Origin of the sequence: Acinetobacter sp. ABJ-A23_2 (assembly GCF_044538765.1) — a bacterium.
Taxonomy (GTDB): domain Bacteria; phylum Pseudomonadota; class Gammaproteobacteria; order Pseudomonadales; family Moraxellaceae; genus Acinetobacter; species Acinetobacter nosocomialis_A.
Window position 1 is genome coordinate 42681 of sequence record NZ_JBIUCP010000018.1, and the last position, 25518, is coordinate 68198.

Annotated in this window: 26 protein-coding genes and 2 pseudogenes; 17 read left to right on the top strand and 11 right to left on the bottom strand. The window is 36.7% G+C overall.

Annotated features, from left to right (window positions below; translation table 11 throughout):
- The first annotated feature begins 27 nt into the window (after window positions 1-27).
- From ACH63V_RS08340 to ACH63V_RS08365, 6 genes are all read left to right on the top strand, one after another.
- Entirely contained in the window at window positions 28-654 is a 627-nt protein-coding gene (locus ACH63V_RS08340) for a 2'-5' RNA ligase family protein (protein WP_396463243.1), read from the top strand.
- Entirely contained in the window at window positions 642-1160 is a 519-nt protein-coding gene (gene cobU / locus ACH63V_RS08345; protein WP_039251341.1) for a bifunctional adenosylcobinamide kinase/adenosylcobinamide-phosphate guanylyltransferase, read from the top strand. Before ACH63V_RS08340 ends, cobU begins: the two co-directional genes overlap by 13 nt.
- 1 nt (window position 1161) lies before the next feature.
- Window positions 1162-2217, top strand: a complete 1056-nt coding sequence (cobT, locus tag ACH63V_RS08350; RefSeq protein ID WP_396463222.1) for a nicotinate-nucleotide--dimethylbenzimidazole phosphoribosyltransferase — start codon at window positions 1162-1164, stop codon at window positions 2215-2217.
- Window positions 2210-2809 carry a histidine phosphatase family protein gene (locus ACH63V_RS08355; RefSeq protein ID WP_396463223.1) on the top strand — a complete coding sequence of 200 codons (600 nt, stop codon included), beginning with the start codon at window positions 2210-2212 and terminating at the stop codon, window positions 2807-2809. Before cobT ends, ACH63V_RS08355 begins: the two co-directional genes overlap by 8 nt.
- Before the next feature lie 124 nt (window positions 2810-2933).
- Window positions 2934-4502, top strand: coding sequence for a histidine-type phosphatase (locus ACH63V_RS08360; protein WP_396463224.1), 1569 nt, complete (start codon window positions 2934-2936; stop codon window positions 4500-4502).
- Between the two features lie 106 nt (window positions 4503-4608).
- Complete coding sequence (locus ACH63V_RS08365) at window positions 4609-5358, top strand: adenosylcobinamide-GDP ribazoletransferase (protein WP_396463225.1); 750 nt, start codon at window positions 4609-4611, stop codon at window positions 5356-5358.
- 69 nt (window positions 5359-5427) lie between these two features.
- On the opposite strand, the gene ACH63V_RS08370 is transcribed toward ACH63V_RS08365, so the two are convergent.
- The 6 genes from ACH63V_RS08370 to ACH63V_RS08395 form a co-directional block, all read right to left on the bottom strand.
- Window positions 5428-6537, bottom strand: coding sequence for a 3-deoxy-7-phosphoheptulonate synthase (locus ACH63V_RS08370; RefSeq protein ID WP_009504867.1), 1110 nt, complete (start codon window positions 6535-6537; stop codon window positions 5428-5430).
- Window positions 6538-6633: 96 nt separating this feature from the next.
- A complete protein-coding gene (locus ACH63V_RS08375) occupies window positions 6634-7521 on the bottom strand; it encodes a sulfite exporter TauE/SafE family protein (protein ID WP_396463226.1) in 888 nt (295 codons plus the stop codon).
- A gap of 138 nt (window positions 7522-7659) precedes the next feature.
- A complete protein-coding gene (locus ACH63V_RS08380) occupies window positions 7660-7956 on the bottom strand; it encodes a DUF1634 domain-containing protein (RefSeq protein WP_396463227.1) in 297 nt (98 codons plus the stop codon).
- Window positions 7953-9509 carry a PepSY-associated TM helix domain-containing protein gene (locus ACH63V_RS08385; RefSeq protein WP_396463228.1) on the bottom strand — a complete coding sequence of 519 codons (1557 nt, stop codon included), beginning with the start codon at window positions 9507-9509 and terminating at the stop codon, window positions 7953-7955. The genes ACH63V_RS08380 and ACH63V_RS08385 overlap by 4 nt, the downstream gene beginning before the upstream one ends.
- A complete protein-coding gene (locus ACH63V_RS08390; protein WP_311087742.1) occupies window positions 9502-9801 on the bottom strand; it encodes a hypothetical protein in 300 nt (99 codons plus the stop codon). The genes ACH63V_RS08385 and ACH63V_RS08390 overlap by 8 nt, the downstream gene beginning before the upstream one ends.
- A 62-nt stretch (window positions 9802-9863) precedes the next feature.
- Window positions 9864-11999: a TonB-dependent siderophore receptor gene (locus tag ACH63V_RS08395; RefSeq protein WP_396463229.1), complete on the bottom strand. Its 2136-nt coding sequence runs from the start codon at window positions 11997-11999 to the stop codon at window positions 9864-9866.
- Between the two features lie 220 nt (window positions 12000-12219).
- Between ACH63V_RS08395 and lpxB the strand changes: the two genes are divergently transcribed.
- Complete coding sequence (gene lpxB / locus ACH63V_RS08400; protein WP_396463230.1) at window positions 12220-13395, top strand: lipid-A-disaccharide synthase; 1176 nt, start codon at window positions 12220-12222, stop codon at window positions 13393-13395.
- Here lpxB and ACH63V_RS08405 read toward each other — a convergent pair.
- Window positions 13392-14038 (bottom strand): annotated as a pseudogene (locus tag ACH63V_RS08405) (CerR family C-terminal domain-containing protein). The gene lpxB and the pseudogene ACH63V_RS08405 overlap by 4 nt on opposite strands.
- Before the next feature lie 118 nt (window positions 14039-14156).
- On the opposite strand from ACH63V_RS08405, the gene ACH63V_RS08410 reads away from it, so the two are divergent.
- From ACH63V_RS08410 to ACH63V_RS08425, 4 genes are read left to right on the top strand one after another with little or no spacing between them, the layout of a single operon-like run.
- Complete coding sequence (locus ACH63V_RS08410) at window positions 14157-15176, top strand: HlyD family efflux transporter periplasmic adaptor subunit (RefSeq protein WP_396463231.1); 1020 nt, start codon at window positions 14157-14159, stop codon at window positions 15174-15176.
- The gene (locus tag ACH63V_RS08415) at window positions 15169-16932 is read left to right on the top strand and encodes an ATP-binding cassette domain-containing protein (RefSeq protein ID WP_396463232.1); all 1764 of its coding nucleotides are present in this window, start codon (window positions 15169-15171) and stop codon (window positions 16930-16932) included. The genes ACH63V_RS08410 and ACH63V_RS08415 overlap by 8 nt, the downstream gene beginning before the upstream one ends.
- 10 nt (window positions 16933-16942) lie before the next feature.
- Window positions 16943-18067, top strand: coding sequence for an ABC transporter permease (locus tag ACH63V_RS08420; protein WP_396463233.1), 1125 nt, complete (start codon window positions 16943-16945; stop codon window positions 18065-18067).
- 4 nt (window positions 18068-18071) lie between these two features.
- Window positions 18072-19190 (top strand): ABC transporter permease, encoded by a 1119-nt coding sequence (locus tag ACH63V_RS08425; RefSeq protein ID WP_396463234.1) that lies wholly within the window; start codon window positions 18072-18074, stop codon window positions 19188-19190.
- Between the two features lie 44 nt (window positions 19191-19234).
- Here ACH63V_RS08425 and ACH63V_RS08430 read toward each other — a convergent pair whose 3' ends face one another.
- A complete protein-coding gene (locus tag ACH63V_RS08430) occupies window positions 19235-20104 on the bottom strand; it encodes a DUF2797 domain-containing protein (protein WP_396463235.1) in 870 nt (289 codons plus the stop codon).
- Window positions 20105-20143: 39 nt separating this feature from the next.
- Here ACH63V_RS08430 and ACH63V_RS08435 point away from each other — a divergent pair, with 39 nt between their 5' ends.
- Window positions 20144-20605 carry a DUF6231 family protein gene (locus tag ACH63V_RS08435; RefSeq protein ID WP_005069394.1) on the top strand — a complete coding sequence of 154 codons (462 nt, stop codon included), beginning with the start codon at window positions 20144-20146 and terminating at the stop codon, window positions 20603-20605.
- Between the two features lie 99 nt (window positions 20606-20704).
- Window positions 20705-21295: a YidB family protein gene (locus tag ACH63V_RS08440; RefSeq protein ID WP_396463236.1), complete on the top strand. Its 591-nt coding sequence runs from the start codon at window positions 20705-20707 to the stop codon at window positions 21293-21295.
- A gap of 107 nt (window positions 21296-21402) precedes the next feature.
- Here ACH63V_RS08440 and ACH63V_RS08445 read toward each other — a convergent pair whose 3' ends face one another.
- The 3 genes from ACH63V_RS08445 to ACH63V_RS08455 form a co-directional block, all read right to left on the bottom strand.
- Window positions 21403-22509 (bottom strand): porin, encoded by a 1107-nt coding sequence (locus tag ACH63V_RS08445; protein WP_396463237.1) that lies wholly within the window; start codon window positions 22507-22509, stop codon window positions 21403-21405.
- A 254-nt stretch (window positions 22510-22763) separates the two neighbouring features.
- Entirely contained in the window at window positions 22764-23177 is a 414-nt protein-coding gene (locus ACH63V_RS08450) for an HIT family protein (protein WP_396463238.1), read from the bottom strand.
- Between the two features lie 18 nt (window positions 23178-23195).
- A complete protein-coding gene (locus ACH63V_RS08455; protein WP_002049864.1) occupies window positions 23196-23465 on the bottom strand; it encodes a YARHG domain-containing protein in 270 nt (89 codons plus the stop codon).
- A gap of 264 nt (window positions 23466-23729) precedes the next feature.
- Between ACH63V_RS08455 and ACH63V_RS08460 the strand changes: the two genes are divergently transcribed.
- The 4 genes and pseudogenes from ACH63V_RS08460 to ACH63V_RS08475 all read left to right on the top strand — a co-directional run.
- Window positions 23730-24155: a GFA family protein gene (locus tag ACH63V_RS08460; protein ID WP_396463239.1), complete on the top strand. Its 426-nt coding sequence runs from the start codon at window positions 23730-23732 to the stop codon at window positions 24153-24155.
- Window positions 24156-24286: 131 nt separating this feature from the next.
- Window positions 24287-24487: a hypothetical protein gene (locus tag ACH63V_RS08465; protein WP_002049802.1), complete on the top strand. Its 201-nt coding sequence runs from the start codon at window positions 24287-24289 to the stop codon at window positions 24485-24487.
- Window positions 24488-24989: 502 nt separating this feature from the next.
- On the top strand, window positions 24990-25214 hold the full coding sequence (locus ACH63V_RS08470) for a hypothetical protein (RefSeq protein ID WP_311071222.1): 225 nt from the start codon (window positions 24990-24992) through the stop codon (window positions 25212-25214).
- A 177-nt stretch (window positions 25215-25391) separates the two neighbouring features.
- Window positions 25392-25518, top strand: a pseudogene (locus ACH63V_RS08475) (energy transducer TonB); the annotation flags it as partial.

The window sequence follows — 25518 nt, forward strand, 5'->3', positions numbered from 1 at the left end:
ACTGTGCTGTTAAAACCCTCAACACTCATGGTGCCGACACCAATACGGGATTATCCTGAATGGCACTGTGGGCGTCAAAATTACGCTTTATGGTATCTAGAAATTAATGATCAAAAATTAGTTGATTATTTAGATACTTTGCGTGCGCATTTTTCAGAATTTCTATTAAAACCTAATCACCGGCAATATCATGTCACGCTATTTATATGTGGGTTCTTAAGCCATGAAATTAAAGTTCATAGTGATGACTTTAGTTTTAGTGAGTTTACACAACAAAGGGAAATTTTAAGAAAAGAAGATATTGCACCATTTCGATTAAAAATTGGTTCGGTTGATAGCTTTAGTAGTGCTTTATTTGTAGAAATACGAGACACAGAAAATGTCTTATCTCTCATACGTCAAAAGTTAGGTTTAGTTTCTAATGAAATTGCAGCTTTAAATTACTGTCCGCACATCACGCTAGGGTTATATAAAAACATCTATAGTAGTGATTTGATTTTGCAAAAAATTTCTCAATTACCTGTACAATACAAATACGCTGAATTTGAACTGAAAGTTGAGCATTTAACGTTTGGTTTTTATGAAGCTCAAACTTTACAAGGTAAGCTGTTTTCGTATCAGCATTTGTTTTTAGGTGATTCATGTTGCAACTGATTTTGGGCGGTGCCCGCTCTGGCAAAAGTCGACTCGCTGAACAAACGGCAATATCTACACAATTACCTGTGACTTATGTGGCGACAGCGCAAGCGCTTGATCCAGAAATGCAAAGTCGAATTGCACATCATCAAAATCAGCGTCCTGCACATTGGTCCTTAATTGAAGAACCATTATTTTTAGCAAATGCTCTGAAAAAAATTGATCAACCTAATCAAATTATTTTGGTAGATTGTTTAACTCTTTGGTTAACCAATTTGTTACTTTTAGAAGATCAAAGTGTTCAACAATTTGAGTGTGAGCAACTATTAAAAGTTTTACCTACACTTGAGTCAGAAATTATTTTAGTAAGTAATGAAACAGGGCTTGGTGTTGTGCCACTCGGCGAAATTAGTCGCCGTTTTGTCGATGAAGCAGGAAGACTACATCAAGCGTTAGGACAAATTGCAGATAAAGTTGTGTTTTGTGTGGCTGGTTTTCCAATGATTTTAAAAGGTGAGAAGTAAAATGAACTGGTGGTTAGAATCTGTAAAGCAACCTAATCTGGACGCAAAGCAACAAGCTGAACAACATCAACTCCAGCTCACTAAACCTACAGGTGCTTTAGGTGATTTAGAGCAGATTGCAATTACACTTGCTAGTTTACAATCAAATGCACATCCTCATGTTAACCATCCATGGATCACAATTTTTGCCGGTGATCATGGCGTGGTTGAAGAAAATATCTCTGCATATCCTCAAGCTGTTACTCGTCAAATGTTGCAAAACTTCACGACGGGTGGCGCAGCAATTAGTGTACTTGCTAAATATCATGAAGCTCATTTACAAGTGATTGACTGTGGCACAGTGGGCGAAGCATATGAATACGCAGGTGTTGAACGTCACTGTATTCGTACTGGGACTGCAAATTTTGCTAAACAAGCCGCAATGAATGCTGATGAATGCCGTGCTGCTTTAGAGTTGGGAAAAAAGAGTGTAGATACAGCTAAAGCCGACGGCGCAGATATTTATATTGCAGGTGAAATGGGAATCGGGAACACCTGTTCAGCTTCTGCCTTGGCTTGTCTTTTACTAAATGATACTGCTGAGCAATTAACGGGAGTTGGTACAGGAATAGGTGCCGATCAGTTAAGGCATAAAATTGAAGTCATTGAGAAAGCAATAGAACTTCATCATAAACATGTCGTTGGTGATGTCTTCAAAACATTATGCGCCGTCGGTGGTTTGGAAATTGCCGCAATTACCGGTGCTTATATTCGATGTGCACAAGTGGGTTTACCTATCATTGTAGATGGTTTTATTAGTTCTGTAGCTGCTTTATGCGCTGTGCGGATGAACCCTAAAGTACGTGACTGGATGTTATTCGGTCATCAATCGGCTGAATATGGCCACCAACGTATTTTACAGGAACTCAATGCTGACCCGATTTTAAAGATGAACTTGCGTTTAGGTGAAGGTAGTGGTGCTGGTGCTGCATTGGCATTAGTTAAAATGGCATGTGTATTACATAATCAAATGGCTACCTTTGCCCAAGCTGCTGTAAGCGGGGATAAAATTGGGTAAATTTAGAATCGATTTACTCAGACATGGCGAAAGTCAGTATAGCCATACTCTACGTGGCCATTTGGATGATGAGTTAACCGCAAAAGGTTGGCAGCAAATGCAGTCAACCATTGAGCAAGTTACAGACCAGACATGGGATGTCATTGTAAGTTCTTCATTAAAACGATGTGCTTGTTTTGCTGAACAACTTGCAAAGACAACTCAGCTGCCTTTACTTCTAAATCATGACTTAAAGGAAATGTATTTTGGTGAGTGGGAGGGTGTATCAACTCAGCAAATTTACGAAACTTCACCCGAACTACTTGCAAATTTCTGGCAGAAACCGAGTCAATATTGTCCACCACAGGCAGAAACCTTAATTCAATTTCAAACGAGGATTTTGAAAGGCTTTCAAGATTTACTCTTAGAGATGCGAAAACAAAACTGGCAACGTGCATTGGTTGTTACGCATGGAGGCGTGATTAAGCTATTGTCTTGCTTAGCACGGCAACAGCCTTTAGATGACTTGCTAAAAATGCAGGCAGAACTTGGAAAATTATACTCATTCGAATTTTTTGAAGAAGAAGAACAATTAACTTTTATCTTGAAATAGTGGTTTTATATTTTTATACAATTGTAAGTTATTATTTTTATAAAGATATTTAAGTCTGTTTAATAGAACTGTAATTGCTAAAAACTAAGCTAGGGACATTTCTTATTAATACCTCATCTGACTTATGAATATTTTATTTAAAACGACTGTACTTACCGCCTCATTATTGCTTGCGGCTTGCAATAACAATGATGATCAAGAAGTTCAAACTACACCATCTACAAACTCATCGAAATATTATCAAACCAAAACACCTTATCAACCGCAACAAGATTTAAAAAGCTATGAACAAGCACCCAACGGGTTCCAACCAGTTTTTACAGAGCTAGTTGCACGTCACGGTTCACGAGGACTCTCAAGTCTTAAGTATGATTTAGCACTTTATAATTTATGGAAACAGGCAAAAGCAGAAAATGCTTTAACGTCGTTAGGTGAGCAGTTAGGTGTTGACTTAGAAGCAATGATGAAAGCCAATATCCTGTTAGGTTATGGTGTTGAAGGTATTCGCCAGTATGGTTACGGAAATGAAACCATGACTGGTATTTTAGAACACCGTGGCATTGCCGATCGCTTATTACAACGTTTACCAACACTTGTAAACTCTCAAGCATCTATATTGGTACAAAGTTCTGGAGTGGATCGTGCAGTAGATAGTGCTAAATTCTTTACTGCTGAACTGATAAAACAGCAACCGCAGCTTAAAGATAAAATTGTGCCAACGTCTTATACCAATTTATCGAATGCAAGTGTTCCAAGTGTTGTAGATGGTGGTGTTGACCGTTTTAAACTTTATTTTCATAGTCTAAATGCGACTGAAGATTTGACTCAGCCATTGAGTACTAGCCAACAAAAAATTTATGATGCGAGTCAGGCCTATCAAGATTTCGAAGCAAATAATAAAGATTTAGCCCAAAAGTTGAGTGAGTTATCAAAAAATACTCAGGCAGAAAAAATTGCCCAGACCGTACTCACTCCGATTTTTAAAGCAGACTTTATTAAAAAACTTGGTACAACAAGTTATAGCTTTAGTAATAATGGATCTTTTACAGTAACTTCACCAAAAGGTGAGCAAATTACAGAAAAAGGTAAGGGCAAAAATATGATTGCTAGTGCAGTAGATGCAGCAGCTTATATTTATGAACTCTATTCAATTTCTGGTGGTATGAAATATGAGTTAAAGGGTATTGATTTTGATAAATATATGCCTTTGGAAGCCGCAAAATTTTATGCTGAATTTAATGATGCCAATGATTTTTACGAAAAAGGCCCAAGCTTTACAGAATCAAATCAAGTCACCAGTGAAATCGCCCAAGGACTTAAACAAGACCTGTTCCAACAAGTTGATGCTGTTGTAAATAAAGCCCAACCTTATAAAGCAGTTTTACGTTTTGCCCATGCTGAAATTATTATTCCTCTGGCAACTAGCTTAGATTTGCATAATCTGATGCAGCCGTTACCACTACGCGAGACTTATAATTACTCGACAAGTGCATGGCGTGGTGAAGTAGTTTCTCCTATGGCGGCAAATGTACAGTGGGATATTTACCAAAATAGCCAAGGCTCGACTTTAGTAAAAATGCTTTATAACGAAAAAGAAACTTTGTTCAAATCTGCATGTAACTATGCACGTTATACACCAACTAGTTTTTACTACGACTACATCAAATTGAAACAGTGCTATCAAATGCAATAGTTTTTCAGTTTTTGACGTCTCTAATGGGAATAGGGATTGCTATTCCCATTTTTATTTCTTCATAATTCAATTTGTTTTTAAATATAGACCAGTTAGAGACTTGGATATGACACCTTTTTGGATTGCATTGCAATTTTTAACTGTTCTACCCATTGAGCTAAAAGCACTACCAACGGCGCAACAAAATGGTCGAGCTATTTTATTTTATCCGCTGGTCGGGCTGATTATTGGCGGTATGCTTTTTATTGTTGCCTGTCTTTTTGCCAAATTACCCGTTCTTTTGCTTGCAGCTATCATACTCACTTTATGGATTTGGCTAACAGGTGGGCTGCATTTAGATGGACTGGCCGATACAGCCGATGCGTGGGTAGGTGGTTTTGGGGACAAACTGCGTACTTTACAAATTATGAGGGATCCAAGTTGCGGTCCAATTGGAGTACTCAGCCTAGTTATTATTTGTTTACTCAAATTTGCACTGATTTATGTGTTGATTGAACAACAGCAAACTCTATTTTTAATAGGTGTTCCCATCCTTGGACGTGTGGTACCTTCTATTTTGTTTTTAACTACGCCATATGTCCGTGAAAAAGGTTTAGGACGTTCTTTGACAGACCATTTGCCTAAAACTGCTTCATGGATAATAACTGGGTTTGTTCTGCTGCTACCTTTGTATTGGGAATTGCAAGGGCTTATTGCCATTATTGGTTTTCTAATTAGTCTTGTTTATTTAAGACATGTGTTTATAAAAAGAATAGGCGGTATTACAGGGGATACCGTCGGTGCAGCGATTGAGCTTAGTGAAACTGTACTGCTGTTTACTTTTGTCGTAAGTTATTTTTATTTAGTTCGATACTGAATTTTAATCAAACAAAATAAAAAAAGCCCTCATTTTTGAGGGCTTAATTTTCAATCTTAAAAAGATGAATTAACGGTTTGGTAAAACTTCTTTTAAAGCTTCATGCATTTCAAGCAATGTCTTTTCAGTAGTTTCCCAGTCAATACAACCATCAGTTACTGATTTACCATATTCTAAATCGCAAAGATTTTCAGGGATATCTTGGCGGCCGCCTTTTAGGTGACTTTCAACCATAATACCTACGATTGACTTATTGCCATCTAAAATCTGTTCAGTAATGTTCTTAAGAACAAGTGGTTGTAAGTACGGATCTTTATTTGAGTTAGCATGACTCGCATCAATCATGATTTTATTGCTAACTTTTGCTTTTGCTAAAGCATTTTCTGCTTCTGCAACAGAGCCTGCGTCATAGTTCGGCTTACCATTACCACCACGTAATACAACGTGCGCATAAGGGTTACCATTTGTATTAATGATTGAAACCTGACCGTCTTCGTTAAGACCTAAGAAACTGTGACCATATTTAACAGATTGCATGGCATTGGTTGCAACAGTTAAACCGCCATCTGTACCATTTTTAAAACCTACTGGTGATGATAGACCAGAAGACATTTCACGGTGAGTTTGGCTTTCTGTTGTACGTGCACCAATCGCAGACCATGAAATTAAATCTTGGTAGTACTGTGGCGAGTTAGGGTCAAGTGCTTCTGTTGCACAAGGTAAACCTTTTTCATTTAACTCAAGCAAAAGCTTACGACCAATACGTAAACCTTTTTCGATGTTAAATGAGTCATTCATATCTGGGTCATTGATTAGACCTTTCCAACCAATTGTTGTACGTGGTTTTTCAAAATAAACACGCATAACTAGATATAAAGTATCTTTAACCTTTTCGCTTAACGCTTTTAAGCGGTCAGCATATTCGTGAGCAGCTTTTGGATCATGAATAGAGCAAGGACCAATAACGACAAATAAACGTTTATCTGAACCATCTAAAATATTACGAATAGTTTCGCGACCTTTTAGAACAGTTTGTGAAGCAACATCAGATAAAGGAAGTTCTGACTTAAGCTCGGCAGGTGTTACAAGAGTTTGGATGCTTTTAATATTAACGTCGTCGATATCTGGCTTGGAAACGGAATTTGAATGTGTAGTCATTGCTGTCACTGGTTCGATCATACTAAAGGTTGTTTTGTGTACTGAATATACCATGAAATAATTATGAAAATGCTACATCTCATGGTATTTCAGTTTGGAAAAATCCTATTGATTTTACTATCTTTCAGTCGAGTTGCTTGTTTTTTCGGCAACTACTGCTTGTTGTTGTACCACAGCTGCTTTTGGTTTGGCTTTGACTGGGTGAACCATAAAGTTAACACCGAGGGCAAATAGGGTAATCCCTAGAATTTTTCGGATTAAGCGTTCCGGCATACGAGAGCTAATTAATGTCCCAATAATAATTGCCGGAATAGAACCCACCAATAACCACATAAGTAGCATAAAGTCGACGTTACCCGCACTCATATGTCCAAGACCAGCAACTAGGGTAAGTAATACGGCATGTACTACATCTGACCCAATAATTCGAATCATTGGTAAGTTCGGGAACATAATCACAAGTGCCATAATACCAAAGGCACCAGCACCAACAGACGATAAGGTTACGAATACACCTAAAATGATGCCCATAATGACAATATAGGTACGCTTGTTTTGAACAGCTAATTGCTCATTTTCAGCATGAGTAATTTCTTTATTTCGGAATTTACTGAAGAACTTTTCAATACGAGAACGGAAAATAATAGAAACACCAGTCAAGGTCAGCATAAAGCCTAAAACCATTGTTAAAACGGCTTTATAGTGTGTTGACTGACTTAAATAATGTTCCAATACCCAAGCAGTACCGAAAGATGCAGGAATACTACCGACTGCTAGCCATAAAACGATAGGCCACACAATATTGAGTTTTTTTGCGTGAACCATTGATCCACAGAACTTTGAAATTGCGGCATAAAGTAAATCGGTACCAATTGCGATATGAGGTTCAATTCTAAAAAGACCAATTAAAATTGGTGTCATTAATGACCCACCACCAACTCCTGTAATCCCTACACAGAAACCAACTAACATACCCGCTAAGATAAATTCAAAAGCACCAGACATCTTTATCGCCACTTATCACGAAACGCAGATATCTTATTCCTTTTAGAGATAAACAGTTGTCATGAATAATGATTTACTTATGCAAAAAAACGCTAAGCAATCAAAAATATGCCTATTTTGATGAAGTTTTATTCAAATTCATGACTTGGATGATGATTTCAAAGCTCTCAATGGGTTAAGCCAAAGTATGAGTAAAAAAGTAAGGGGTGTTGCAAAGATCCACCAGCTGACAAAACCAATTGAAAAACCATATTTTTTGATGAGAATAAACCCGCTCAACGCAAATAGTAAAAAGGCCGATATCCTCAAAAATGAATAATATTTTTGAGCCAACGATTTGAAATGACCCGTTGATTTCGGTGATCGATATTTCTCGCTAGATATGAATAATAAATACATACCCAGCAAAGTCAGGACAAAAACAAAGATCATCATGAATTCACCTCAATATTTAACTTATTCAGCTTTTTTTGAATTTTTTCTGTAGCTTTATGCTGAATAGGTCTAATTTTGCAGAATATGAAAAGTGCCAAAGCTGCAAATATCCATAAAAATACGTCTATACGCACAAAGATCCAATAGTCGCTGAGGCTTTGAATGTAATCATATTTGAATAAATAGCTTAGATTTAAGATTGGAAGTGCAATACAAAGCAGAATAAAAATACTCAGTTGAGTTCGCCACAAATGCTGCGTTTTAGTGATTAAGGCAATAACTAAGCTCATCAGCCACACTAAAAAGAAGCTATAAATTTCATAATTGATTGTAGTTGTGGTGATGGTAAATAATCGATTTGCATATAAATAAGCAATGGTTGCACAAGGCAAGCCTACAAATGTGGCAACATTTAAACGGTCAACTAAATAATGCCCGAAATGAAACTTAGTATTTTTATTTTGAAGTTGGCGTTTAAGGCTCCAAAGTAATAAGCCAGACGCAATCATCACACAACCTAAAATGCCAGAAAAAAACAATCCTAAGCGAAGTAAAGGTTGAGCAAAAGTTGCCATGTGCAAACCATATACTCCCGCATAAAGTGTGGCAACGGCACTATGATTACGCGTATCACTTAAGACTTTAGCGGTTGTAGCGTCTAGGGTGATTTGTGCTTGATTACGGGTAATAGAGCGATCTTCTTGCTGAATAAACGTAATTTGAGCCTGATTAGTATTTGGGTTTTTAACGCTCATAGTTTCTAAAGTTTGATTTCCCCAACGTTGCTGAACTTGACTCAATAACTTCTCAATCGCTAAGTTTTGAGCAGGTTGAATCGATTGGTTCTCAGAGACAGTCTTTGTGCGAATTTCTGTAAAATATTGATATGGATTCTCTGGATAGAGTTTTTGCATTCCCCAAGGTAGATATAAATAAAAGAAAATAGCTAAGCCTGTAAAAGTAATAGTCAAAAAGAATGGTAATGCAAGAACAGATGATACATTGTGAAAATCTAGCCATGAACGCTGAGACTTAAAGGTGCGTAAGGTAAAAAAATCGGTAAAGATTTTTTTATGGGTAATAATGCCCGAGACTAAGGCGATCAACATAATAAAAGCTGCTAAAGATACAACTAGCCGTCCAATTAATATCGGAACACCAAAAAGTTGATAATGGAAACGATAAAAGAAGTCACCACCTTCGGTTACCGAAAGTTTTAGTTGTTGACCTGTGTTTGCATCGAGTGTGGCATTTCCATAACCACCGTCAGATTTTTCCCAATACATGGTGTTAACGGGGCTTTCTACGGTAGCAACAGTTAAATACCAAGATTTGGCATCTGGAGCGTGTTTCTGTAAGTATTGATATGCCGTTTTAATTGCTACATCTTGTTTTATTTCATATTGTGCAAGTTGTGGTTGCATCCACAAATTAACTTCATGGCGGTAATACGACAAACTACCCATTAAAAAAATAGTAAATACGAGCCATCCAAATATTAAGCCAGTCCATGAGTGGAGCCATGCCATAGATTGGCGTATACCTTTATGCATAACTCACCATCCGTGTCACAAAAAAGAAAAGGGCGCATAGCGCAATTGATAGTCCAGTCAATTTCCATAATGATTGGATGCAGAAACCTAAAAGCACGAAAAGTACATAAAACAAAATAGAGATAAATGCTGCCAAATAAATGGCTTCAGGTTTGTCTAGAGTCAAATGAAAAATGCCAGTAAGACCAAGACTTAAATAAGCCATACAGGCATAACCCATACCGAAAACGACTAAGAATCGATAGAAAACTTTTATGCGATATGACATAGGGAGGTTTAAAGTTTTGGACATCTTTACTGGCACATAAAAAAATAAAAAGAAAGCCAACGCCTAAACTGGAGTTGGCTGTGCGATTAATATTTAAACTTTACAGCAACTGTATAGTTAGCTGAGGGTCCATAAAAGCCTTGACCATTAGGGAAACTATATAAATATTTCTTATCGAAAATATTATTACCGTTGGCTTGAAGCGTAATGTGGTCATTCACTTCATAGCTCGCCATTAAATTCACCAAAGCATAAGAATCTTGTTTAATGGTGCTGTTTGCTGTCGAGTCATACAGTTTCACGGCGTCTTGCCATTGTAAGCCTGCACCAACTTTTAGCTTAGGTAAAACTGATGGTGTATAGGTCGTCAGCAAGTTAAGGGTTTGGTTCGGATTATACGTTCTCGCTTCACCACCATTTTTAATATCTTTAATACTAAATTGAGCATAGCCAAAAGCAAGATTGACGTTATCAGTGATTTGACCAGATAAGCCGACTTCTACACCTTGTGACTCTAAATCACTGGTTGGTACTTTTCGATTAAGTGGATTTCCGTCCGAGTTACGTAGTGGGTAATTGTTTTGTTCGGTTTTAAATACTGAAAGAGTGCCGGTTAAACGGTCATCTAACCACGAGCTTTTTACCCCCATTTCATAACTTTTACCCTCAACAGGTTTTAAAGCCTGGTTGGTATCTTGATCAATACCAGTTTGTGGACGGAAAATTGAGGTATAACTCATATAACCTGTATATTCAGGCGTAAAGTTATAGGTTAAGCCAGCATAGGGTGAAACTTTACTCTCACTATATGCCATGGGTGAACCATAGCTTTCGCCCTTACTCTCGGCTCTCACATAGTTTGCACCAAGTAAAAGTTTTAAATCTTCATTAAGATGTAAACGTGTAGCAGCATAGACTGAATCTATATTTTGCGTATAGTTCGCGGCTTCCGTGAAATCTGACCACGTTATAGATTGAGGCGTCCAGCTGGCCCAATTTGTAGTGGTCGAATTGATAACATTACTGTCGTTAATTGTTCCTGTAGATTGTTTATCGTGCTGACGACTACGTACATAGTTATAGCCTAAAGTTGCTTCATGCTCTTGGTTAAAGAGCTTATAAGTTCCCTCAAGGTTAAAATCTACAGCATGTTGTTCTTGATGCTCTTGACCACCCCATGGTGTCAAAGACACTCCTGAACCATCAGCTTTTGGATAACCATAATAGTAAAGGAGGCGACTATTATGCTTGTTATCCAGATAGTTATAAGTCAGTTTAGCTGCCCATTTTTCATTAATTTTTTGCTTTAATTCAACAAAAGCATTTTGTGTTTCATTATCCCAATGCGCCCAGTCAGGGTTTGGGTTATATGAGCGATCATAAGAAATTTGTTTGCCGTTGGCATCCAATAAAGGTAGAGCACCCCAGTTGTTTGCATTCGGTTTATTTTTTTCTTGGCTATAACCTACGGTAAGTAACGTGGTATCTGTTAAATCAGCTTCAACAATACCAGCGAAACCATTTTTTTCTGAAGAATATCGGTCAAGGTAAGAATCACCAGTTTGCTCATAACCCATAATACGGCCACGGACTTTTCCACTCGGTAGAATTGAGCCAGATACATCTGCTTCATAACGCTGAGTATCCCAAGACCCATAACTTACACCGCCGCTTGCTTGAAATTCTTGAGTTGGACGCTTTCGAATATTGTTGATGGTTGCACTTGGGTCACCAAATGCGTTCGTTAAAGAGTCAGCACCTTTAACGACTTCTACACGATCATAAAAATAAGTATCAGGATTGGTATTGTTATAGTTATAACCAGAGAGGGGGAAACCTACGCCGTCAGTCAATATATTTGAAATCTCAAAGCCACGAGCCATATAAGTAGTTCGCTCTGTTTCCTGATTGGTTACTGTTACCCCAGGTGTATTGTTTAGAACATCTCGGGTGCTGGTAAGACCAAAGTCTTCAATTTGTTGACGAGTAACGACATTAATAGTTTGAGGAGTTTCTTTAGCCTCAATATTAAGCTTGGTTGCGCTACTCGAGTTTTTAACATTATATGCTTTGGTTTGTTCAGAAGATTGTTCTGTACTTGTCGCTTTAACTTGAATCGTCTGCAAAGCTTGTATATCTGCGTCTTGAGCATAAGTGAGATTTACATAACAAATCGCGCAGGCGATTACAGAAAGTTTAAATGGTCGAGGTGGGATGGTCATAATAGTAAAGATAATGTAAATAATTCTCATTTATTTTATTATTTGTAAATCTAAGCTACAATTCAAATCACATTGTTAATTTAGATTAAAAGATAGGGCATGAATGTAATTTTAGATTGTGGTGTGCTTTCATTGGCTATAGCCACATGTATTTAGCAAGTTCAAGATTAATAAGCCTCTATGCTAGAATGCATTATTTCTAATTTTTGGGTAACTCGCCTTGGCAAATCGAAAACTTAAAATAGGCATTGTGGTTGGGGAAGTTTCTGGAGATACACTGGGTGTGAAACTCATGCGTAGTTTCCGTGAGCAAGGAATCGATGCTGAGTTTGAAGGAATTGGTGGACCCCAAATGATTGCTGAAGGTTTTAACAGTTATTACCCAATGGAAACTCTGTCTGTAATGGGGATTGTTGAGGTATTAAAAGACTTAAAAAAGCTATTCGCTGTGCGGGATGGTCTAATTAACCAATGGACTCAGCATCCAGTTGATATATTTATTGGTATTGATGCACCAGATTTTAATCTTAGACTTTCGAAAAGTATTAAGGAAAAGAATCTTCCAATAAAAACAGTTCAATATGTCAGTCCATCTGTTTGGGCGTGGCGCCAAGGACGTGTTCATGGCATTAAGCAGAGCATAGATTTAGTACTTTGTTTATTTCCTTTTGAAAAAGTTTTTTATGAACGATATGAAGTTCCAGCAGCATTTGTAGGTCATCCATTAGCCAAACAATTGCCACTTGAAAATCCAATCCAAATTGCCAAACAGCAATTAGGTCTTAATGAAAATCAAAAACATATTGCGTTATTACCAGGCAGCCGAAAAGGTGAGGTAGAACGACTTTTGCCTATGTTGCTTGGAACTGCCAATATTCTGCATAAGAAATATCCTGATATTCAATTTTTAATTCCTGCGATTAACGATGCACGAAAACAACAGATTGAGCAGGGTGTTGAACAATTAGCACCTAATTTGAAAACTGTAATTCATATTTTAGAAAATACAGACAGCGAATCAAAAGTTGGCCGTATGGTCATGAATGCAAGTGATATTATTGCTTTAGCTTCTGGAACTGCAACATTAGAAGCCATGTTAATGCATAGACCAATGGTCACTTTCTATAAATTGCATTGGTTGACCTATATAATTGCTAAGCTTTTGGTGAAAATTCCTTACTATTCTTTGCCTAATATTATTGCGGGTAAGAAAGTCATTGAAGAGCTGATTCAAGCTGATGCCACACCAGAACATTTAGCAAGTGAAATAGAAAAACTAATGAATGTTGAGACAGCTCAAATTCAAGTGATGCAACATTTAACCATGCATAAACAACTTATTTCTGGAAATACAGAAGATCCAGTACAGGCAATTCTGCAATGTTTAAATAGCTAATTTTTAATATTTGCTTGGCTAATTGCTTTTAAGCCAGCTAAAGAAAATTTCTTAAAATGTTCAACTAAACCGTGTAATGGCATCTGGGCAATATTTTTAAGCGGCTCAGGTGCTTGAGCATTTGGTCCAGCAATAATGAGCATCATGCAAGGTGTCATCACGCTTAAAATACAAGGCAAAACAGCTGGATCATTTTCATCTAAACCAGCAACTTGACTAATGAGCTTACGAATAAGAAAAAATTTTCTCATACCTGCAAATTCAATAAAATTTAATAAATGCTCAGAAGGTGAAAAGAGTTCACGAATAAAGACTTTGCCATGCCAAACATCTTTTTCAGTTAACTTATGCAGCAAGGTCTCAAGTAATAAGCTTAGCTTTTGTTCTGGTGACCGAGTGCTTTCAACAAGTTCTAGTAAATATTTTTCATCTAGATAGTGAGCGTGAGCTTCCACTAACACAGCTTGATATAGCCCGTCTCGACCATCAAAGTGATAATTAATTGCAGCCAAATCGACATTCGCAGCGTTAGCAATTGTTTTGTTCGCTGTCTTTGAAAACCATATTGGGCAATTAAAGGTCCTGCTGCCTCAATAATTTTAGACTTGGTTAAGTCACCATCACTTCGTCTAGATCTGGACATGTTTAACCCTAATTTTCACTCACCATAAAAGTATATCTTTTATTCAAAGATTGGAGTAATTTTAATTTAAATTGAATTTAAACTAATAAAATTTGAATTTAATAAGAAGGCTAATAAGATGAATAAAAAAGTGATTGCCGTCGTCTTGGTTGTTATAGCTGTGGTTATCATCGGCTTTGGGGCATGGAAATATAATAATAAAAATCAAAAAGATAATTTATTAACTTTATATGGAAATGTTGATATTCGCCAAGTTTCACTTGCATTTGAACAGTCTGGTCGTATAGAGAAACTGTTAGTTCAAGAGGGCGATAAAGTTAAAGCAGGGCAAGTACTAGCGGCTCTTAATACCAATGCACTACACATTCAGGCAAAGCAAGCTCAAGCACAACTTAAAGCTCAACAAGAGGCAATTGTTAAACAAGATGTGGGAGCTCGCCCAGAAGAAATTAGTCAAGCAAAAGCACAACTTGCATCTGCCCAAGCCGAGCTTGATAAAACCAACAAAAATTTGCAACGCTTACAAATTTTGGTAAGTAGTACGGATGGTCGGGCCATTAGCCAACAAGAGCTAGACTATGCCAAAAGTAATAAAGATAGTGCCGAGGCAGCGGTCCGTGAAAGACAAGCTAATTTAGAATTGATCATTAAAGGTGCTAGAAAAGAAGATCGTGAAGCGACCAAAGCACAGTATGAAGTAACTAAGGCTAATTTAGATCTAATTAACTATAACCTTACTCAAGCTGAACTAAAGTCTCCTGTAAATGCAGTGGTACGAGCGCGGTTACAAGAAGTTGGCGATATGACAACTGCGCAAAAGGCCGTTTATACATTGGCTTTAACAGATCCAAAATGGATTCGTGTGTATGTAAACGAACAAGATTTAAGCTCTATTAAAATGGGTGGCACGGCCCAAGTTATTCGTGATTCTGATCCTAATCAGCGCATTAATGGAAAAATTGGCTATATATCTTCAGTGGCTGAGTTCACCCCTAAAACAGTACAAACCGAAGAGATTAGAACAACATTGGTTTATGAGGTTAGGGTGTATGTAAATGATCCGAATGATCAATTGAAAATGGGTCAACCTGTGACTGTAAAGGTACCACTTGCTTCAGGTGAGAAAGCTCATGACTGATGAAAAAGTAGTGGTTCAAGTTAAAAATTTATTCATGACTTTTAAGGCTGAGAATAATAAGGCAGAAGATATTAGTGCAATTGTTGATTTGAATATGCAAATTAACCAAGGAGAGCTTACAGCTTTAGTTGGTCCAGATGGTTCGGGAAAAACAACTTTATTAAGATTAATTGCAGGACTATATAAAGCCACTTCTGGTTCATTAAATGTACTTGGAATTGACGTAAGTAAAAATCCGCAAGCTATACAAGACCGTATTAGTTATATGCCACAACGCTTTGGACTCTATGAAGACTTAAGTGTACAAGAGAATTTGGATTTATATGCCGACTTACATGGTGTTCCAAAGGATGTACGGGCGCAAAGGTTTAAGCGGTTATTGGAAATAACGGATCTTACTCAATTCACTGAGCGACTAGCAGGCCAACTTTCTGGTGGGATGAAACAAAAACTAGGGCTGGCATGTACGTTAGTTCGGTCCCCAGAATTGCTCTTACTTGACGAGCCTAGTGTTGGGGTGGATCCTTTATCAAGACGGGATTTGTGGATCATTATTGAACAACTTGTTCAGGAAGAAAACTTAAGCGTAATTATAAGTACTGCTTATATGGATGAAGCAGAAAAATGTGCTTACGTGTATATCATGCACGAAGGCAAAATTTTAAAACAAGGTTCACCTGAACAATTAAAAGAAATAGCACATGGACAAACATGGAAAATAAAACTTTCAGAACAAATTAAAGCTCGGGCCTTACAAGCCCAGTTACTTGATAACCATATAGAGATTATCGATGCTGTTCCAAAGGGTGAACAAGTCAACTTTATTAGTCGTCAAAAAGAGCTATCAGCCGATACTTTACCTGAAGGGCTAAGAGCCAATGTGCGACTAGCAGAACTTGAAGATGCATTTATGCTGTTGTTACAGCAGACTCAAAAGCAATCAAAACCTATATCTATTTCTGAGCAAGCTTTTCAATTAGAACAAAACAATAATTTGAAATCAGAGCAACCTATCATTGTAGTTAAAGATTTAGTCCGAACTTTTGGAGATTTTACTGCCGTTGCCAATACTTCATTTACTGTACAACGTGGTGAAATATTTGGATTACTTGGGCCCAATGGCGCGGGTAAAACGACAACATTTCGAATGTTATGTGGGTTACTACCAGCAAGTAGTGGTTATCTAGAAGTTGCTGGTAAAAATTTACGGACAGCTCGTGCTGAGGCAAGAGCCAAAGTAGGCTATGTCTCTCAAAAATTTGCACTGTATAGCAATTTAACTGTCTTAGAAAACTTGAAGTTTTTTGGTGGAGCATATGGGTTATCTGGCAAAAAACTAAATCAACAAATTGATAAAGCCTTACAGCAATACGATTTAAATCCTCATAGCAAAAGTGGTGATTTACCGGGTGGGTATAAACAACGACTATCTATGGCTGCTGCACTATTACATGAACCAGAAATTTTATTTTTAGACGAACCCACGAGTGGAATTGACCCGCTTGCACGGCGATCATTTTGGTACAGCATTGGTGAACTGGCAAATCAGGGCATTACCATCATTATTACGACGCATTTTATGGAGGAGGCAGAATATTGTGACCGCATTGCCATACAAGATGCTGGAAAGTTATTGGCCTTAGGGTCTCCCCAACAAGTCCGTAAATTGGCAAGTAAAGATAAACATATTGCTGACATGAATGAGGCTTTTATAGCAATTGTGGAACAAGCACGCGCGTTAAGGCAAGCTGGTTAGGAGGTCTACAATGAGCTTTGGATTTTGGAATCGGCTAACAGCATTAGTTCGTAAAGAAACTAAGCAGCTCATTCGTGATAAAAGCAGCCTCGGGATTGGTCTGGTTTTGCCTGTTATTTTAATTCTACTGTTTGGTTATGGACTTTCCTTTGACTTAAATCAGGCCCGAGTCGGCGTTGTTGTTGATCAGTTTTCACCACAGATCAATCAGGCTTTAGCTGGTTTAAATGGCTCACGATATTTAACAAGTCAAAATTTTCATAATTTGCCTGAAGCAGAGCAGGCCATTCGAGATGGCAAAATTGATGCCATTTTGCATTTTCCTTCAGATTTTGCCAGTCAGGCGCAGCAAGGTAATGCCAAGGTTCAACTATTATTAAATGGTACATCCACCACCATAGCAACAGCCTTAGAAGGTTATGTTGCAGGTGCTTTATCTACCGCACCGTCTATACAAGTTGATCGTGGTCAAATATTAGCAACGTCAAGCACCGTTAATATTGAACAAAGAATATGGTTTAACGAATCTGGTAACAGTACTTGGTTTTTAGTCCCTGGCTTAATGGTGCTCATTTTAACTTTAATTGGCGCATTTTTAACTGGTTTACTTATTGCCCGTGAAAGGGAACGGGGAACTCTAGAAGCTTTATTTGTTACGCCTGTACGGCCATTTGAAATTGTATTAGCAAAACTGATTCCCTATGTGGTGGTTGGCATGATTGATATCGTGATCTGTATTGTTGCTGCATATTTTATTTTTGAAGTACCTATGCGTGGTTCATTATTTTCAATTTTGTCGGCTTCATTTCTGTATTTAATCGTTTCGTTATTACTTGGTTTAACTATATCAGGCTTTGCCCAAAGTCAGTTTCAGGCGAGTCAAATTGCCTTATTGGCAAGTTTTATGCCCGCACTTATGCTTTCTGGGTTTGTTTTTGATACCCGTAACTTACCTTTAGTTGTGCAAATTATTAGTCAGTTGCTTCCAGCTACACATTTTATGATTTTAATTAAAACCTTATTTATGGGAGGTGATGATTGGAAGTTATGGTTCAAAGAGTGCGGTTTTCTGTTGGGATATATCGTTGTTTTGATATGTGCTGTGAACTTTTCACTGAAAAAACGGTTGAGATAAAGTTATGTGGCAGCAACTAATCATTTGGCTAAAACATTTAAGTTTTTTGGTCAAAAAAGAATTCTTAACCATTTTTAGTGACCCTGCAAATAGAGTCATTCTATTTGTACCCGCACTGATGCAGGCACTTTTGTTTGGTTATGCTGCTACTTATGATGTTAACCATGTGGATTATGCAATTTTAGATCAGAGCAATGGGCAGATCTCACATGAACTCATCTCAAAATTAGATGGCTCTGGTATTTTTAAGCGTGTTGCAACACTTGAATATACCGATCAAATCAAACAAGTTATTGATAATCGTCAGGCACTGGTTGTAATTACGATACCATCCGGCTTTGAAGACAAATTAAATAACAACCAAAGTTCATCTATACAGGTGATTGTTGATGGCAGGAACTCATCAACTGCTGTTGTAGCTGGTTCATATCTAAATAAGATAATTGGTCAGTTTAATCAGCAAAAATTTAACTCAGCTTTGCCGATTAGCCTTGAAACAAGAACATGGTACAACCCAAATCAAGAGTCGCGATGGAGCCTCATGCCTTCATTAATTGCAGCATTAAGTATGATGCAAACATTACTTTTATCCGCTTTATCAGTTGCGCGTGAACGTGAGCAAGGTACATTTGATCAGTTATTAGTGACACCGTATACACCATTACAAATTATGATTGGTAAAGCCTTACCGCCAATTTTTGTAGGCTTGATGCAGTCAACTATTATTTTATTGATTATTTTGTTCTGGTTTAAAATTCCTATGAATGGCTCTATTGGGCTGCTTTATTTTGGTTTATTGAGTTTTAATATTGCTGTAGTTGGGGTGGGTTTATCTATTTCAGCATTGTCTTTAAATATGCAACAAGCCATGCTTTTTACTTTTTTATTGATTATGCCTTTGATGTTGCTTTCAGGTTTATTAACTCCTGTAGAAAACATGCCGGAAGCATTGCAAATAGCAACGTACGCAAATCCATTAAGGTTTGGAATTAACTTGGTACAACGGGTTTATTTGGAGGGAGCAAGCTTTGCACAAGTCAAATTCAACTTTATTCCAATGATTATACTTGGACTGGTCACTTTACCTTTGGCAGCTTGGCTATTTAGAAACAGATTATCTTAAGTACATTGATTAAAAAGCCCCATTTTAGGGGCTTTAAAACTTACTTATGCACGTACGATCAGCTCGTAACCTGTATATTTACGGATATTGATAACACCAATATCAAAAATTAAATATTGGCCTTTAATACCCTGTAATACACCACGAATTTTTGGTGTTTTATCTAGGTTTAAAGATTTAATTTTCTCAGGATATTGTTCAACTGGATAAACAAACTCACGTGGCAATTCATTTTCTAGTAGTTCAACCGTTTCGTTAAATTCAAGGTTTTGACTAAATTCTTCACGAATAGATTGAATTTTAGGTGCAAATTCTTCAATTAACTGATCACGCTGTTCAACCATATTTAAAGGTTCAGCTTCACCCTTTAGGAGTTTACGCCAGTCAGTTTTATCAGCAATTAAAGAACCAAACATGGTTTCAAGCTGACCAGATAAACGGCGTGATCCAACCTTTAAAATAGGTAAGGCTTGAGTTGCACCCTGATCTAACCAACGACTTGGCATATGACTAACACGAGTAATACCTACTTTTAGAGCACTTGAGTTTGCCAAATATACAATATGAGGTTGGAAACACACATTATGGGCAAAGTCATCTTCACGACATGTACCTAAGTGGTAGTGGCATGTTTCAGGTTTCATAATGCAAAGGTCACATTCAGCTTTTGTTTTAAAACATTTAAAGCAGTGACCTTGAGAATAAGACTTCGGTGTTTTGGTGCCACAAGATGTGCAATAAATATTACCTGTCCATTCGATTTCTAGTTCTTGTCCTAAATTAAAAGGAAGATCAATTTCTGAACGGTCTAATACAAATTTGTATTCAACATTTGCCTTGGTTGTCTGTTGATCAGTTACACTAGCATCTTTTAGGCCTGCATGCATTTTATGGCAAATGCCTTGTAGTTCCATAAAGTTTAAACTCACATCTTTCAATTAAGGGTTGCAGTTATGGCTGAACAAAATGTCATCACTTCTATGCTAGACGATTTATCAAACGAACAGCCCATTCATACTGCACTTTGTATTGGCCAGAAAATTGACCAGAATAACGCAATTCAATGGCACTATTTTACCGTAACTGAGCTTTTAAGTCTGCCTTTTACTCAGCGTTATGATTTGGGTTTTGTATTGTTTGATACAGATGAAATGCAAAACATTAGCGATGTGCAAAAATCACAATTATTAGTAAAGTTAAGAGATTTATTAGCAAAACGAATTGTTGTAGTAAGCAAACGCAGTGATGAACAGTTATTACGTTCTTTAGGTTTCACGCAACTCATTGATAAAACTTCACATGATAGTGATTTCGCTTTATGGCAATTTAACATCTTGACCTATAAACATGTTCCAGACTGGTTTAACTCAAAGTTTTGGGCAAACCCGGAAAATTGGAATAAATTCCGCTGGTAAAGGGCCATTAAATCTCTTTCAAAATTTAACAATTTCGCTTTTGCTGTCTTAACAGAAAAACGCGTATGCTCATGTATAAACCATACATAAGAGTTACACATGACAAATTTAAGCAACATTGTAGAAGTTTTGGCTCAACAAGCTTTAGGTGGGAACCAGCAAGCATCAGGCCAAGGTGGTTTAGGCGGTATTTTAGGTTCTGTATTAGGACAAATGGGTGGTAATAATTCTTCTAGTGCTCAAGGCGGTCTGGGTGGAGTATTAGGTTCTGTATTGGGACAAGTGACTGGTAACAACAATGCGCCTCAAGCAGGTGGTGGCGTACAAAGTTTATTAATTGCAGTTGTACCTTTAATCTTAGGTTGGGTGCAGCAACAAGGCGGTTTACAGGCTGCTTTAGAAAAGTTAAAAGGAGCTGGTTTAGGCAGTCAAGTTCAAAGTTGGGTTGACCCAAATCAAAGTAATAGTGAAGTTCCAACTCAACAATTACAAAGCCTATTTAACCCAGCAGATATTGAACAAGTTGCCCAGCAGGCTCAAGCGCCAAAAGAACAAGTTTATGGTGCGATAGCTTCTGTCTTACCGCAGGTTATTGATTCTTTAACACCTCAGGGTGATAGTACAGACCACCAAGAAGCTAATCAAGACATTCAAAATGTGATGAATCTGGTAAGTGGTTTCTTAAAATAAGATATAAATTTAAAAAAGCCGATAATTTTCATATCGGCTTTTTTAGTCAGCACAATAAAATAAAAGGGCAGAAGCCCTTTTATTTTATCTGAATTGAATGTAACTGATTAGAAGTTATATTCGATACCAGTACCAACAACAGTTTGTTTGTCGTTATCACTCAACCAATCACGTTTTTGTTGAGCAACAATGCCGTAGAAGCGAGCTTGTTTGTTGATTTGGTAGTCAAGACCTACACCGTACAAGTCAATTGTACGATCTGCTAAACCACTTACTTGTGTTTCAGCAGAAGAATATTCTGCTTTCACTTTAAGTTTAGTATTCGGGATTTTATAAGCAGCTGTGATTGAATAAGCTTCTTCTTGTAAATCACGGTAAGCTTTACCAGCCTTGTCAACTGATCCATCTGCTTTGTATGTTTGACCATATGCAGTCAACTCATCCGTAGGTTCAGCATGTTGCCATAAAGCGCCAATTACTAGACCTGTTTTTGCGATGTCATAAGAGCCTGTTACGCGGTAAGCATCTGTATAAATATCTTTCAGACCATAAGCCGCATATTTACCTTTAATACCAAAGTCACCTGCAGCAGCAATTGCTAAGCCAAGGTCTTTGTTTTCATAACCAAGCGCAGTTGATACAGAGTCAAAACTATTATTTTTACTGTCTTTACCAGTTTCACCAGGTTTATTATCAGTAGTACTTTCACCAGTTTGAGCCATGATGTTGAAAGTTATACCAGCTAATAATTTAGGGTCTAATTCAAAACCAATTACGTTATCTAAACGGTTTTCACCATACATGATATTAGTAATATCTAAACGTGTATCGTCATTAAAGATATCTTGGTTGTTACCAGCAGCAGTTTTAAAGTAAGAATCGTATTTACCTACTTTTAATGTACCAACGCCCTCAGTTTTTAAACCGATATAACGGTTACGAGCGCTAAGATCACTATCAGAACCTGAACCATCAGTAGAGATTGCCCACTCAGCTAAATAAACAGCAGATAGCTTGTCAGTTAATTTTTCTTCGCCTTTCACCCCAATGCGAGAAGCGTTTGAGTTAATTTCAGTAACGTCACTTTTCCCATCGAAATTTTTATTGTCAACTTGGTTAATAGAAACATTCAGTTTGCCATACAAAGTTGGCGCTGCTTGCACCGCGTTTACGCTCAAAGTTGCAACTGCGGCAGCGAGTAGCAATTTCTTCATTGAGATTTCTCCAAAAAGTATTTTAAAAATGGCACATGCCTGTTAACTAATTATTTTGTAGTTGACTTGTGTACAAAAAGTTACAGAAGCTCACCAACTTGCTAAGAAGTATCTGTAAACTTTGTGACAGTGGAGTGAAGAGGAAATGACAGTTTTATGACAATTAAAAATTAGAAATATTTTATTTTCTTTTGATTTTATTATACTTTTTAAATAAAAAAGCGGAGCCGAAGCTCCGCTTTTAAGTCTTTAAATCAAAGAGCTGCTTTAATTTTTTCAGCTAAAGCCTTGATTTTATCTTGATCACCTAATTGTGCAGCATGTTTACCAAGTTGGTGAACATTTGTCGGAATTAGGTGAAAATGAACATGAGGGACAGTTTGTCCAGCAGCAGCACCTGATAATTGCATGAGTACAATTCCATCAAGATTGAGTGCAGTTTCCATTGCTTGCGCAATTTTTTGCACGATCTGAATGGTATAGGCTGCCGCTTCAGGCGGTAAATCAAGTAAAGTTACTGCAGGAGTTTTTGGAATAACTAATGCATGACCATTGGCTTGGGGCATAATATCCATAAAAGCTAGAACTTGATCATCTTCATAGAGTTTTATCGCTGGAAGTTCACCACGTAAAATTTTTGCGAAGATATTTTGATCATCATATGCCATGTATTATTCCTTTAAATACTATTTACACTTCAATTCTTTTTGACGTTCTTTAATTGCGTCTAGACGTTGCTGCTCTTTATCAGAGAATTTTGGCTTAGTCGTATGACAGTTTTCATTACCATATTTTTCTTTAGCATCTTGGTCTTTAAAACAAAAGCCTTTTGATGCATAAATCAAATTGTAATCATCTTGCAATTTTTGACATTCTTGCTCAGGTGTTGCAGCTTGAGCACTGAAACCGGCAAGGGTTACCATTCCAGTGAATACTGCAACCAATAATTTATTCATGAGCTTTTCCTCAGTTAAAGGTATGAACCTGTACTCAATATAAGGTTTATTCCCAATATTTCAATGACTATTAATTACTCAAGTGTTATTAAAAATCATATTTGATCTTATAATACAAAAAAGCTTTACATATCAATATCTTTTTTTAAATTTATTTTAAATCAAATGTTTAGGTCTTATTTTATATTAAACAATAAAAATATATACATAATAAATATTTAACGTCATTATTGAAATTTCATAGTGATGAATTAAATACATTATATGAGTAACATCGGTTCTTGTTTATGTAATCAAGTAAAGTTTTCTATATCCCTTGAAATAAAAACGGTTTACCACTGTCATTGCAGTTTATGCCGAAAACAAACGGGTACAGGAGCGAATGCGGCTACTTTAGTGAAAGAAAGCCAATTTAACTGGTTAGCTGGAAGTGAATATGTCGCTACCTATAAAAAGGAGACTGGTTTTACCTCGTCGTTTTGTAATCAGTGTGGTTCGCCAGTACCTAATAAAATTAATGGTACAAACTATATATGGATACCATTAGGGCTTTTGGAACAATCATTTAATCCGGACTTAAAGCTTAATTTTTGTATAGAGTCAAAACATGAATGGGTGGAGTTAGCGAACGCTCATAAAAGTTTTGACCATTTGCCTGTTATTGAGGAATTCTTAAAGTACTTCGAATAACATTATTCTTTAAATTTTATATCTTTTAATACTTCTTAAGTGTTCGTTACATAAATGATGTGTGTTCACTGTTGAATATATCTGACATTTAATTGAGCATAAAATCACATAACTTAAAAAGGATGGTTCACATGATAGATGAAGAAAAGCCTTTAAATTTTGAAGATGATGACGAGCCTCTTGATTTTGAAGATGAAGAATTCACAGATGATAAAAAAGAGGATGAAATGTATAACTCGATCACTAAGGATGGATCTAGTGTTGACCCCGCCGATGATGGCACACGACATATTCGTCCAGAAGACGGAGATCCTATAGAACTTGATGAGTAAGTACATCAGTTTAAAAAGATTAGTCTTTTTAATATTTAAGTATAAGTGTAATATCCGAGCGCTGTCACAAACAGCAAAAAGTCCTGAATGATCAGCGCAAAAAATCAAAAGGGTAAAGCCTGCTTACAAAGCGGGCTTTTTTATTTTTATAAAATTATAGATTACGAGAATTAATTTATTGTGCCTGTAAAAGCGTATTATTTTTTAAAAAAATAGTTGGACACCCTAGATGAAAGGCTAATCGATGCTCCTATTGTTTGTAATGAGCATTTAAAAGAAGCACGAATGTAAATAATAAAAATAAAAAAAGTAGAAAGGCCATGAGTTAAAACATATCGTTAAATTATTTAGGTATTTTACACAATTTAACATTTTATGCAAATTAGTTTACATTTCATTAAGATTTGTTAAAGGTTTGATCTGAGATTAATCGTTTTAAATATGTGACAATCAGAGCATAATTTGTTAGATTGTTTGATTTTTATAACAACGGGTGAGCCGAATGAAGAAATTATTATTTGTCGTTATTGCTGGGTGTGGGCTAGAAGGTTGTGCGTCACTGACGGAAAAAGCTGATGAAAATTATATTAGCAAGTCACCAATTACCCCAGTCAATACTGCATTTAATGGTACGAAAGTACTTGAGCATGGAATTTTTACTGAGCAGGATATTGCTGATATGCCTGAGCATTCAAATATTAATTCACGTTATAAAATATCATTTTAAGTCAATACTTAAAATTAAAATTGAATAGTTAAACTAAATAATCCAGTAAATTAGCAGAAATTTAAAATTTACTAAAATTGCATTTAGTAATAGCTATTAAGTATAAAACCACCGGTCTGGTGGTTTTTAAAACGATAAAATGTTAAATTTTAATCATTGAAAAAATTGGTTTTATAAATGAAAAGAGTCATTATTTTAACTTCTATCTTGTTATTAACTGGGTGTGCAATTAACTCGAAGACATTATCACCGACTAAAAGTAGCGATGATAAAATTATTTTAGAGGCTGAAAAATATAAGCAAC

What these genes read in the sequence shown, in the direction of transcription:
- ACH63V_RS08455 (WP_002049864.1), bottom strand. Translation starts at nt 23,465, where the DNA reads ATGAATAAATTATTGGTTGCAGTATTCACTGGAATGGTAACCCTTGCC.
- ACH63V_RS08375 (WP_396463226.1), bottom strand. Translation starts at nt 7,521, where the DNA reads ATGTCTGGTGCTTTTGAATTTATCTTAGCGGGTATGTTAGTTGGTTTC.
- ACH63V_RS08435 (WP_005069394.1), top strand. Translation starts at nt 20,144, where the DNA reads ATGGCTGAACAAAATGTCATCACTTCTATGCTAGACGATTTATCAAAC.
- ACH63V_RS08465 (WP_002049802.1), top strand. Translation starts at nt 24,287, where the DNA reads ATGATAGATGAAGAAAAGCCTTTAAATTTTGAAGATGATGACGAGCCT.
- ACH63V_RS08340 (WP_396463243.1), top strand. Translation starts at nt 28, where the DNA reads ATGGTGCCGACACCAATACGGGATTATCCTGAATGGCACTGTGGGCGT.
- ACH63V_RS08360 (WP_396463224.1), top strand. Translation starts at nt 2,934, where the DNA reads ATGAATATTTTATTTAAAACGACTGTACTTACCGCCTCATTATTGCTT.
- ACH63V_RS08445 (WP_396463237.1), bottom strand. Translation starts at nt 22,509, where the DNA reads ATGAAGAAATTGCTACTCGCTGCCGCAGTTGCAACTTTGAGCGTAAAC.
- ACH63V_RS08430 (WP_396463235.1), bottom strand. Translation starts at nt 20,104, where the DNA reads ATGGAACTACAAGGCATTTGCCATAAAATGCATGCAGGCCTAAAAGAT.
- ACH63V_RS08440 (WP_396463236.1), top strand. Translation starts at nt 20,705, where the DNA reads ATGACAAATTTAAGCAACATTGTAGAAGTTTTGGCTCAACAAGCTTTA.
- ACH63V_RS08470 (WP_311071222.1), top strand. Translation starts at nt 24,990, where the DNA reads ATGAAGAAATTATTATTTGTCGTTATTGCTGGGTGTGGGCTAGAAGGT.
- ACH63V_RS08425 (WP_396463234.1), top strand. Translation starts at nt 18,072, where the DNA reads ATGTGGCAGCAACTAATCATTTGGCTAAAACATTTAAGTTTTTTGGTC.
- ACH63V_RS08395 (WP_396463229.1), bottom strand. Translation starts at nt 11,999, where the DNA reads ATGACCATCCCACCTCGACCATTTAAACTTTCTGTAATCGCCTGCGCG.
- cobT (WP_396463222.1), top strand. Translation starts at nt 1,162, where the DNA reads ATGAACTGGTGGTTAGAATCTGTAAAGCAACCTAATCTGGACGCAAAG.
- ACH63V_RS08370 (WP_009504867.1), bottom strand. Translation starts at nt 6,537, where the DNA reads ATGATCGAACCAGTGACAGCAATGACTACACATTCAAATTCCGTTTCC.
- ACH63V_RS08410 (WP_396463231.1), top strand. Translation starts at nt 14,157, where the DNA reads ATGAATAAAAAAGTGATTGCCGTCGTCTTGGTTGTTATAGCTGTGGTT.
- ACH63V_RS08460 (WP_396463239.1), top strand. Translation starts at nt 23,730, where the DNA reads ATGAGTAACATCGGTTCTTGTTTATGTAATCAAGTAAAGTTTTCTATA.
- ACH63V_RS08365 (WP_396463225.1), top strand. Translation starts at nt 4,609, where the DNA reads ATGACACCTTTTTGGATTGCATTGCAATTTTTAACTGTTCTACCCATT.
- ACH63V_RS08420 (WP_396463233.1), top strand. Translation starts at nt 16,943, where the DNA reads ATGAGCTTTGGATTTTGGAATCGGCTAACAGCATTAGTTCGTAAAGAA.
- cobU (WP_039251341.1), top strand. Translation starts at nt 642, where the DNA reads ATGTTGCAACTGATTTTGGGCGGTGCCCGCTCTGGCAAAAGTCGACTC.
- ACH63V_RS08415 (WP_396463232.1), top strand. Translation starts at nt 15,169, where the DNA reads ATGACTGATGAAAAAGTAGTGGTTCAAGTTAAAAATTTATTCATGACT.
- ACH63V_RS08385 (WP_396463228.1), bottom strand. Translation starts at nt 9,509, where the DNA reads ATGCATAAAGGTATACGCCAATCTATGGCATGGCTCCACTCATGGACT.
- ACH63V_RS08390 (WP_311087742.1), bottom strand. Translation starts at nt 9,801, where the DNA reads ATGTCCAAAACTTTAAACCTCCCTATGTCATATCGCATAAAAGTTTTC.
- ACH63V_RS08380 (WP_396463227.1), bottom strand. Translation starts at nt 7,956, where the DNA reads ATGATGATCTTTGTTTTTGTCCTGACTTTGCTGGGTATGTATTTATTA.
- ACH63V_RS08450 (WP_396463238.1), bottom strand. Translation starts at nt 23,177, where the DNA reads ATGGCATATGATGATCAAAATATCTTCGCAAAAATTTTACGTGGTGAA.